Genomic DNA, 11,368 nt, shown 5'->3' with positions numbered 1-11,368 from the left:
AAACAATTACAGAATGAGGACATGTTACTTATCAACGAACACTTTTTAAATATTATGATCCAAATAAATTAAATAAAGATGGCAGATATGGTGGTAACCGATTTGTCTTTTTGTTAGATGCCGAAATGGGACGAAAGCCATATCAGCGAATTCATTTTGACTTGTATATTAAAGTTCTTAAGGAATTAGATTCTGGGAAACGATATCAAGATATCATTGATAAATATAAAGATTCAAAAATTACCCCAATGACTGTTTCTAATATTTTTAGAAGTATTGATTTGGCAGAAATTAATGAAAACTTTAAACATACTGCCCTTCATAATAAAATAAAAGCCGATAGCAAATACATTTATTTGGGGTTAGATGATACTTTTACTAAAATCTTTAAAAGACATAAAAAGATTGATAAGAATATGGTTCGATTAGCATATTTGCATACTGGAATTGATTGACAAAAATCTACTAAGAAACGACATTTTTCACAAAATAAGCGATTGTTAACGGTGATGTCAAAAAATGTAAATCTTAAGATGAAAGAATATCGGCAATTGTTAAAAGAATTCATTAATAATAATTATGATTTAACAGAAAAATCGTTAATAGTAATGGGTGATGGTGCTGAATGAATTAAAAAAATAGCAGAATATTTTAAATCAGACTATATTTTAGATGAGTTTCATTTAATGGCTAAAGTTCACCGTTGTTTTAATTTTCGTCGATTAAGTAAAGATTCAAAGAAAGTGCTAACAATAGAAGAAACACAGAAAAAAGCAATCTATCAAGATTTATATGCTTTTGTTCGAAAAGGGGAAGTTGATCATATCTTAGATTACTTAAAACCATTTTTAACAAAAGAAATGCAAGAAGTGTACCCATTTTTAAAGGATAAAAAAGACAAGGTTAAAGAATTAATTAAATATATTACTACAAATGCGAATGGCATTAGAAATTATCAGAATGAGTATTATATTGGTTGCCAAACAGAATCACAAATTTCATATAATGTTAAGGCATTAAAATCTTATGGAGCAAAAGCATATAGTGAAATTGTCTTTCGTACTATGTTATCGATGCGAATGGCAAAGGTTAATCAGTGAAGTCCAATTCAACTCATTATTAATGAACACATTGAAGAAGTTAAAGAAGCAACTGAGTATTATCGTCAAAATATGTGATTTCATCCAACAAATGAGAATTATGATTATGAACCAAAACAAGGTTCAGTCCCAATCTTAAAATCAAAAGAAAGAGGAATCACAAAATTAATTAGAAAAGTTCTTAGTTCAAAAAACTAATCAGTTAACAATTTGGAACAAATTTTAATAATTTGCATTTTTGCTGTTGCAGAATATAAATATTCATGGTTTAATTAGAATAACTTAAAAAGACAAAGTCTTGTTAATGCTTTTATACGAAAAAGAATTAAATTTATGTCTATTAAACAAACACTTACTTTATTCCAACATAAAGCGGTCAAAACACCAATAACGCTTTATTTTTTGGCGATTTTAGGATATAATTATTACATAGAGTTTTGGGGTTAAATTAAAGTGGGTGCTAAATAATGAAGAGCAATGACATTAAAATTTTAAAAATTAAACCAATTAAGCAAGGCTTTCTTAACAATCAGCATTCTGATTGTCAAGAGCCTTCTTTAATTGCTAAGTCACATTTTTTTGGTGGTGAAAATAGCCATTTTTTTAATAATGGTTTTTTTGCATCAAACTCATCTGTCCCAACACAAATGATGCCACAAAATTATCCTTCTTCATTAACCCAATGCCGAGAATTAAATTTAAATCTTGATAATCCTGACGCGTTAAAAGTTTTGCATACTCAAACAGAACAGTTAGAACAAGAAAAGACAAGTTTTCACCAACGGTTAGATCGAATAAAAACAACATTTGATGAAAAAGCACCTTTTCATAATGATAACCATTTACAAGAACCGCCAGTGATGAGCAAAAAGATTGATTTAACCCATTTTAATAATAACAATCCAGTTCATCGTGTTCTTAAAGATGATCAGATTGATGTTGATCGAACAGTCTTAAAAGCACAAGCGCGTGCTATTGCTCAAAAAATTGTCCAAAAAACAGAACAGGAAACAGCTCGGAAAACAAATGAGACAGTTGTTGAAAATAAACCTGTTTTAAAACCAAAATCAATTTTATCAACACATTTTCCGAAGGTTAGTGCTGTTAATCCAATTCCAAAAAAAGATGTTATTGTGACACAAAGTTATAATAATAAAACTCAAAATACAGAAAGTTCATCTTGAAAAAAATCACAACCGCTTTTTAATAATAAAATAAACTTAATTAAGGAAGAAGCAAAAAAACCGCAGACAAACGAGCCTGAACAACCAAGAACTAAACCAGAAGCTAAAGGGATTAACTTAAACGTCGCATTTGGTCGCGGTTCGGAGGTTTATGATGAAGCTGATGTTATGGAATGGGATATCACAAAACGACCAAATTTAGGACTTGATCATACGACTAATAAATATTATCTTCAAGAAGAAATAACCCCAAAAGAAGAAGAAAAGATAGGTTCTTTGCCAATAACGCAAAAAGATGAGTCTGAAACTGAAATACCACGGGCAATTGAAATTGATGAACCAGTAGGAAACTATCGAATCAATAATTTTTATGCAAGTTTGTTTGATACAGTAGAGTCAACTGCTAAACCAAGCAAACCAATTAAAAATGTTAAAATTAAACGAATTCGTGCAAAGAAGCAGGTAAAATCCAACGATGAGGATCTAAATCAAGAAAATCAAAAAAATGATGTTCAACCAGCAACTTTTTTTAGTAATAGTTATCAAATTCAACGATTACCAAACAGAAGACAAAGAATTAGTAAAATTAGGAAAAATAACATTATTACATGACGTAATCCAACGATTTTAACAGCACGGATTATGGCTGTTGTTGGTCTAATTCTTTTATGTGGTGCTTTTTTAATCTTTAATAATTGAATTAATAATTCATCATTGGATTTATATAATTTTATTACAACAACTTTTGGAGAATTTGATTTTATTCAAACTAACCAAGATTATTTTTTACCGAGCCGGTTGTTTATGATTATCTTGCTTAGTATCTATGCTATTGTTATTATTTTACCATTCTGTGTTATTCCTAATTTTAAAATTCAATTATATTTGCTTTTACCTTTTGGTTTATTATTATTAGGAAGTGTAATTGGAATTGCTTTGTATGGTTATTTTTACAGTAATAATACTTTTCTGTTAACAAGTGGTATAATGCAAATTATTAGTTATAGTTTTTTAATATTAGCAAATATCTTAATGTCAATAGGGATTTTATTCTTAAAGCGTCAAAAAAGATAACACTAAGTTTTTTAAACTTAGTGTTTTAATGTTAAAATAATATTGCTAATTATATTATTAAAGGAAGTGATTATAAATGGAAAAAGTTGTTGTCGGCTTATCGGGAGGTGTTGACTCTTCTGTTAGCTTATATTTATTACAACAAGCTGGCTATCAAGTTGAAGGGCTGTTTATGCGAAATTGAGATAGTCAATTAAATAATGATATTTTAGGGAATAAGGCAATCAATAATCCAATTTGCCCCCAAGAAGTTGATTATAATGACGCAGCAAAAGTTAGTGCTGCTTTGAAAGTGCCATTACATCGCGTTGATTTTATTAAAGAGTATTGAGAATATGTCTTTGAATATTTTATTAGTGAGTATCAAAAAGGACGAACACCAAACCCAGATATTTTATGTAATAAATATATTAAATTTGATTATTTTTTAAAGTATGCGATTAATAATTATCAAGCTGATTTTATTGCAATGGGGCATTATGCGCGGGTACAATTTAATCAAGAAATAAATGAATATCAATTATTACGAGGAGTCGATGGTGACAAGGATCAGACTTATTTTTTAAGTCAATTAAATCAACATCAATTAGCAAAAACAATTTTTCCGTTAGGAAATTTAACCAAAAAAGAAGTTCGAGAAATTGCTAATGCACAAAATTTAATAACAGCAAATAAAAAAGATTCAACTGGAATTTGTTTTATTGGTGAACGTGATTTTAAAAACTTTTTGCAAAATTATATTCCAAATCAAAATGGTTTGATTGTTGATATTGAAACAAAAGAAGTTGTTGGAACACATAATGGTATTATGTATTATACAATTGGGCAACGACGAGGATTAAATTTAGGGGGGATGACAGAACCTTATTTTGTTGCTGGCAAAAATGCGGCAAAAAATATTTTATATGTGGCAAAAAGTAGTGAAGAAAAATGACTATATTCAACTAGTTGTCTTGTAACAGATGTTAATTGAATTAATACACTGAAAACTGATCAGTTTAACTCTACAGCAAAATTTCGTTATCGCCAAAAAGATATTCCAGTTAAAGTAACGGTTTTAAGTGATGACAAATGTCTTGTTCATTTTGATAATAAAGTAAAAGCGATAACTCCTGGTCAAGCTGCCGTTTTTTATGATGGTGATGTTTGTCTTGGTAGTGGAACAATTGATGAAGTTTATTTAAATGATCAAAAACTATGTTACTTATAAGAAAGGAATATTGTAATGGCTGAAAAGATACGTGGTTATTTAAAATTAATTGTTTTTGAATCAAAGAATGGTTATCGGATTTGTAAATTTCAATTAGAAAAAGATAAAACCCATTTTATCTTTATTAAAGGTTTTTTAGCAACCTTACAACCTGATCAATTATACGAATTAACTGGTGAATTTGTTTATAATAATCGTTATGGTCAAAATTTTGAAGTTAAAGAATTAAAACAAATTGGACCCCAAAGCAATGATGAAGTTTTGAAATACTTAACAAGTAGTTTGTTTCCAACAATCGGAGCAAAAACAGCACAAAGTATTATTGATTATTATGGAAACGATATTGTTAGTAAAATTAAGGCCAATATTTTAGAACTAAAACAAATTCCAGGAGTTACTACTAAACAAGCGGATATTATTGCAAAATCATTTAACGAAATGAGCCAAGATGATGAATTAAACCATCAATTTAATCAAAAAGGGTTGTCTTTGCAAGTTTTATCATTATTAAAAACAAAATATAATGTTGATCAAATTTATGCTTTATTAACAAAAGACCCTTATTCATTACTGTTAAAAGATAATATTTCATTCAAAATAATTGATCAAATTTATTTAGCGCTTGACCAAGACCCGCTTAGTGATATTCGAATTGGTTATTATGCCTGATATTTAGCAAAAGAATTTTGTAATAATACTGGTGATACTTATTTAACATTAGATGAATTAACAGTTATTTTACAAAAACATTTTAATGATTTAACAAAAGAATCTATTTTAGCGGGGTTAAAATATAGTAAAGAAATCAACTTACTAATTTTTAAAAATGATAAAATTTATGTTGCAGAAATATATCATAGTGAGTTAAATATTGCTGCCATGTTAAGTGGTCTAAATTCAACGGATCAATATGATGAAGAAAAACTGGTAAAGCATTTAGAGAAGTTAACAAGCAAGAAACAAATTAGTTACAATGCAAATCAAACGAAAGCAATCAAAGCCGCTGTTCATTCCAATTTTTTAGTAATTATTGGTGGTCCAGGAACTGGTAAAACAACTGTAGTTGATGGAATTGTTAGTATTTTAAAGCAAGTTTATCAACAATCAAAAATTGTTTTAGCAGCACCAACCGGAAAGGCAGCAAAACGATTGCGCGAAAAAACAGGACAAAAAGCCTTAACGATTCATAAATTATTGAAATATGATGCAATTACAAATCAGTTTTTTTATAATGAAAGTAATCCGTTAGAAAATGATATTTTAATTTTAGATGAAGTTAGTATGGTTGATAGTTTGTTATTAGCTCAAATTGCCAAAGCTAGTTTAAATTTACGAAAATTAATTTTAATTGGTGATCCAAATCAGTTGCCTTCTGTTGCCTGCGGTAACACTTTACGTGATATTATCCAAAGTGATGTTTTCAATGTCATTAAGTTAGAAGAAGTTTACCGCCAAGAAGCAGGAAATGATATTTTGGAATTAAGTTATGCGATTGAGCAAGACCATTTTGAATATGATTTACTAAACAAAAAAGATTTAACTTTTATTGAAGAAACTGATCCTCATTTATTATTAACAACAATTGGTGATTTATATCAGAAACTAAATGAAGAAAAATCAGGAGATTATAATGCAATTCAAGTAATTGCTCCGATGTATAATGGTCCTGTTGGCATTAACATGTTAAACACTTATTTACAAGATAAAATAAATCGTTCTTATGGCCAAAAAGAGATTAAAATTGGTCATCGGATTTTTCGGGTTAATGATAAAGTAATGCAATTAAAAAATCGTCCCGAGTTGGAAATTTATAATGGTGATGTTGGAGTTATTGTTGATATTAAAAAAGATAGAAACTTTAACGATGTTTTATTAATAAAATATGACAACATTGTTGAATATAGTAAAGAAATGTATTACGATATTACTTTAGCTTATGCATGTAGTGTGCACAAATTGCAAGGAAGTGAATATGATAATATCATTTTTGTTATCACTAAAAGTTTTTGAATGATGTTAAAACGGAATTTAATATATACTGCAATTACTCGAGCAAAAACAAATTTATATTTAATTGGCGAACAAAGAGCTTTTTTGCAAGGTGTTAATAATTTGTCGCAAAAACGGCGAACAACGCTAGAAGAAGTTCTTAAAGATTATTAAATATAGGATTTGTTTTATTGTTGTTTTTGCTTTTATGATGTTAATTTAAAATAAATTATTTTTTTAGGCCAAAACAGTTTTTTTGTTATAATGATGGTGCTTAAAACTAAAACTATAGCAGTTTATTTTTAAGCAGACATAGAAACATATTTTATAGTTTTCATTAGTTTATATTTAGAATGTGTAATTAAATTTAGTTTTAATTACACATTTTATTTTTTTAGTGTGTGATTTTATTGGTTAATTTTAAATAGACTTCTTGCANTACTTGTTAAAAAATTGCAAATATTTGTAAAAAAGATACTAATAGAAAAATATAATTTTAATTAATTATGTTTTTTATTTAAAAATTTAATATTTTTCCACAACGAAAAATTAATTTATTATTTAAATTATTTAATTTTAAATAAATATTTTATGTTAAATATAATAATTGTAAATTATAAATTGAGGCAATTAAATTAAATCTTAAACCAAATCTTTTTCTTCGATTACGATATTTTTCTGTAATAATTTTAAATTTTTTAAGAATAGCAAAAATATTTTCAATAATAATTCTCATTTTTGAAACTAGTCTATTATATTGCTTTTGTTCTTTGTTTAAAGGGTTTTTCTTTGTTTTCTTTGTAGGTATTAGAACATTATTGTGATTTTTTTGTATTCCTTGATAACCACTATCAACTATTAATTTGGTATTTTTTAAAATTGGGATTTTTGATTCTTTAAATAAAGCATAATCATGTTTTTTTCCGAGCGAAAAACTTGTTGCAATAATTTTTTTGGTTTCTTGTTCGATAATTACTTGTGTTTTGATCGTGTGTTTTTTCTTTTTACCAGAATAAGATTGTTTTTGTCTTTTTTTGGGCGTTGGATTGGAGTTTCGGTAGCATCAATAATAATAGTTTTATCATTAAAATAATCATTTATTAGTGCTTTTTTACCAGCAAGTTGTTGAAAATCAGAGTTTTTAATTAAAATATCTTCAATTCACTTAATATTACGATAACAATTAGCCTCACTAATATCAAAACTTTTACCAAGATGAAAATAAGTCTGATATTCTCGTCAATATAATAAAGTCATCAATAATCTATTTTCTAATGATAATTTATTAGTTTTACCACCTTTTTTAAATTTTTCTATTTCAGCAACTTTTAAAATATCTAACATTTTATTAAAAGTGGATTTTTTTATTCCTGTTAATCTTAACCATTCTCTATCATTAAGAGTATTAAATTTATTATTGTTCATATTTTTATGTCCTCATAAATTATATTTTATAATAATATTTTAATAAAAAAGGGTATCGCAAGAAGTCTAATNTATTTATAGCAAACAGCTTCAAGAGTATGAGACCACTTGTTTTTTTTGTTTTTTTGTCATAATTAAAAACATATGTAGCAAAAATATGCTGAAGGGGAGACTGAAAAAATGAAAAAATTATTGGCGTTATTGGGTATTTCTGCTTTCACTGTAACAGGAGCTAGCACAATTGTTAGTTGTCATCGAGGGAGCGACTCAGATGATTCAAATACTGGAGCAGCAAAGGATGCCGAGACTTTAAATAAAATTTCGCAACGCATTTCAAATGCATTTTTAGAGTATGCTCGCACTAGAAACACAATTAATAGTAAGGATTATCAACCAACATTTGATGAGTTATATACTATGGTTGATAAAACGACACAAAGTAAAGCATTAGATCAAAATGATCCTAAAGTTGTTGGTGCTTTACAAATTTTAAAAACTAGTTTTATGGCTGTTTTTAACAATGTGAATCAACAAATTATTAATGATTATTCAAATTATTATATTGATACTAAACCAATTGATTTATCTGAAGATAGTTTAAAATATAATTTAAATTTTATTGATACAGAAAAATTAGCAAAGTTAGCAAATAATCCAGCTGTTAAAGATGTTAAAGCAACCCGATTAGATTTTAGTTTTAGTTTTAAGGTTAATTTTAAAAATTTAGCAACTACTTCAAATTACTTTATTCAATATGTTATTACTGATGATCCAAAGACAATGGGGGATGTTTTACGTGGTGTTGTTGAAAAACTTTCAAAAGTAATTGTAAAATTTTTTGTTAAAGAAGGAACATTCCAAATTGATAAAACTCCAGGTTTTGAAGAAATTTATAATGATTTTAATGTTAACTATACCCAAGGCTTTCGTGATTTAGATAATATTATTTTAGCAAAATTAAAAAAAGCCATTGCGGAAGATTCTGATTCAGCAAACCTTGTTGGAAGTATTAAATATAATGATTCATTAACGTTATTAACGTTATTAACAAGCGCTATTAATAACAGCACAAATGGGGTTGATCTTGTAACTGAAAAAACAGCTTCTTATGTTTGAGCCGGAATGGGTTATCAACCAGATAAAATTACACCAGAAAACTTTGTTACATTTTATCGTTCATTAGTTAATATTTTTAATACAGGACATAATAGTTTAAATTTAGCTTATTTTAATGTTAATTTATCAAAAATGTTAGTTGCTGGATTTCCATTATTGGGGGCAGTTATGAACGGTGGTGAAGCATTAAAAGTTCAAGTTGAAATTACAAAAGATGGTTTGGATAAAAAACTACTGGAATATGGAAAATTGGTAACAGCTTTTTATAAACATTTTTGTCTTGAATCAAATAAAAATTCTGGGGTTTGACATCTTAGTGAGGCCGCCTTTAATAAAATTTTAGCTTTACCAGAATATAAATATCAAAAGGTTTTAAGAATTTTAATTGATGATTTTAAAGCATCTCCTGAGGCCAAAGGCTTATCAGGATTAGATATTTTTACAACAGGTGATTGAAAAAAACGTGGTCATGATGTTACTTTAAATGATACAAAAGATACTTTTTCATTACGTCGTGGTACGGTCTGAAACTTTGATCTAACTTTTGGGACAAATAATGCCGTTTATTATACTGGGTGAACATCAACATTATTTACATTACAATTTACTAAAAAATAACATTAACTTAAAAAGCAAGAAAGTTCTTGCTTTTTTTATTTTAATATTAGACTTCTTACATTACTTGTTAAAAAATTGCAAATATTTGTAAAAAAGATACTAATAGAAAAATATAATTTTAATTAATTATGTTTTTTATTTAAAAATTTAATATTTTTCCACAACGAAAAATTAATTTATTATTTAAATTATTTAATTTTAAATAAATATTTTATGTTAAATATAATAATTGTAAATTATAAATTGAGGCAATTAAATTAAATCTTAAACCAAATCTTTTTCTTCGATTACGATATTTTTCTGTAATAATTTTAAATTTTTTAAGAATAGCAAAAATATTTTCAATAATAATTCTCATTTTTGAAACTAGTCTATTATATTGCTTTTGTTCTTTGTTTAAAGGGTTTTTTTGTTTTCTTTGTAGGTATTAGAACATTATTGTGATTTTTTTGTATTCCTTGATAACCACTATCAACTATTAATTTGGTATTTTTTAAAATTGGGATTTTTGATTCTTTAAATAAAGCATAATCATGTTTTTTCCGAGCGAAAAACTTGTTGCAATAATTTTTTTGGTTTCTTGTTCGATAATTACTTGTGTTTTGATCGTGTGTTTTTTCTTTTTACCAGAATAAGATTGTTTTTGTCTTTTTTTGGGCGTTGGATTGGAGTTTCGGTAGCATCAATAATAATAGTTTTATCATTAAAATAATCATTTATTAGTGCTTTTTTACCAGCAAGTTGTTGAAAATCAGAGTTTTTAATTAAAATATCTTCAATTCACTTAATATTACGATAACAATTAGCCTCACTAATATCAAAACTTTTACCAAGATGAAAATAAGTCTGATATTCTCGTCAATATAATAAAGTCATCAATAATCTATTTTCTAATGATAATTTATTAGTTTTACCACCTTTTTTAAATTTTTCTATTTCAGCAACTTTTAAAATATCTAACATTTTATTAAAAGTGGATTTTTTTATTCCTGTTAATCTTAACCATTCTCTATCATTAAGAGTATTAAATTTATTATTGTTCATATTTTTATGTCCTCATAAATTATATTTTATAATAATATTTTAATAAAAAAGGGTATCGCAAGAAGTCTATTATGTTAAAGAATTTTAAAGATAGTATGCACCAGATGTAGGCCGCAATTTTGCCGCGTTTTATCAGTGGACCGAATAAAGTAAGTGTTTACTGGATTTTACCAGCAAACACTTACTTTATTCCAACAGTGTTGTCGTTTTAGGAAAAAGTTTACTTTTAACTTGCATTTTAAAATTAAACTTTATATTATTACTTTAACAACTTTAAAAAGCAATTTTGGAATGTTACGGGAATTAGGTGAAACTCCTAGGCTGTCCCAGCAACTGTAAAGTGGATGAAAGCTAACATATGCCATTGAGAAGATACTTCTTGAGAAGGAATAGCGAGTAAAGTGAAACTGAGCCAGTAGACCGATCTAAAAAACATTGATATTTTATCAGTGCTGCCTTTATAGTTATTATCCCTGGGGTTGGATAGTTAATTATTTATTAGTGAAAAACTATTAAATAATAATTTGAAAGACGTCAAAAAGCGTTTTTTAGTTGTTAATTTAAAGCGATAATCCTATTAGGGCATTATTTAAAATAATAATAATTAA

Annotated in this window: 6 protein-coding genes, 1 pseudogene and 1 riboswitch; of the genes and pseudogenes, 5 read left to right on the top strand and 2 right to left on the bottom strand. The window is 26.9% G+C overall.

Features of this window, described 5'->3' with window-relative positions; genetic code table 4:
* The 4 genes from TS70_RS04895 to recD2 all read left to right on the top strand — a co-directional run.
* Positions 1 to 1,298: Mbov_0401 family ICE element transposase-like protein (locus TS70_RS04895; protein WP_198049571.1), on the top strand; the 1,298-nt coding region annotated here is incomplete at its 5' end.
* Between the two features lie 269 nt (positions 1,299 to 1,567).
* Entirely contained in the window at positions 1,568 to 3,358 is a 1,791-nt protein-coding gene (locus TS70_RS04890; protein ID WP_198049570.1) for an ABC transporter permease, read from the top strand.
* 76 nt (positions 3,359 to 3,434) lie between these two features.
* Positions 3,435 to 4,568 (top strand): tRNA 2-thiouridine(34) synthase MnmA, encoded by a 1,134-nt coding sequence (gene mnmA / locus TS70_RS04885; RefSeq protein ID WP_040093328.1) that lies wholly within the window; start codon positions 3,435 to 3,437, stop codon positions 4,566 to 4,568.
* A gap of 15 nt (positions 4,569 to 4,583) precedes the next feature.
* Complete coding sequence (gene recD2 / locus TS70_RS08645; protein WP_198049569.1) at positions 4,584 to 6,731, top strand: SF1B family DNA helicase RecD2; 2,148 nt, start codon at positions 4,584 to 4,586, stop codon at positions 6,729 to 6,731.
* 415 nt (positions 6,732 to 7,146) lie between these two features.
* Here recD2 and TS70_RS04875 read toward each other — a convergent pair.
* Positions 7,147 to 7,982, bottom strand: a protein-coding gene (locus tag TS70_RS04875) for an IS5 family transposase (protein WP_105628856.1) whose coding sequence is annotated in 2 segments (ribosomal slippage) — positions 7,147 to 7,586 and positions 7,586 to 7,982 — 837 coding nt in all. Because the reading frame shifts where the segments join, the coding sequence is not laid out codon by codon here.
* Between the two features lie 180 nt (positions 7,983 to 8,162).
* On the opposite strand from TS70_RS04875, the gene TS70_RS04870 reads away from it, so the two are divergent.
* Positions 8,163 to 9,716, top strand: a complete 1,554-nt coding sequence (locus tag TS70_RS04870) for a hypothetical protein (protein ID WP_198049568.1) — start codon at positions 8,163 to 8,165, stop codon at positions 9,714 to 9,716.
* A gap of 211 nt (positions 9,717 to 9,927) precedes the next feature.
* Here the strand turns inward: TS70_RS04870 and TS70_RS04865 are convergent.
* Positions 9,928 to 10,760, bottom strand: a pseudogene (locus TS70_RS04865) (IS5 family transposase).
* Between the two features lie 250 nt (positions 10,761 to 11,010).
* Positions 11,011 to 11,203: riboswitch (cobalamin riboswitch) on the top strand.
* Positions 11,204 to 11,368 lie beyond the last annotated feature (165 nt).

The sequence above is a fragment of the Spiroplasma sp. hyd1 genome (assembly GCF_016082235.1).
GTDB lineage: Bacteria > Bacillota_I > Bacilli_A > Mycoplasmatales > Mycoplasmataceae > Spiroplasma > Spiroplasma poulsonii.
Note: the sequence above shows the minus strand (reverse complement) of the source record. Positions and strands in the feature narration are given on the sequence as shown.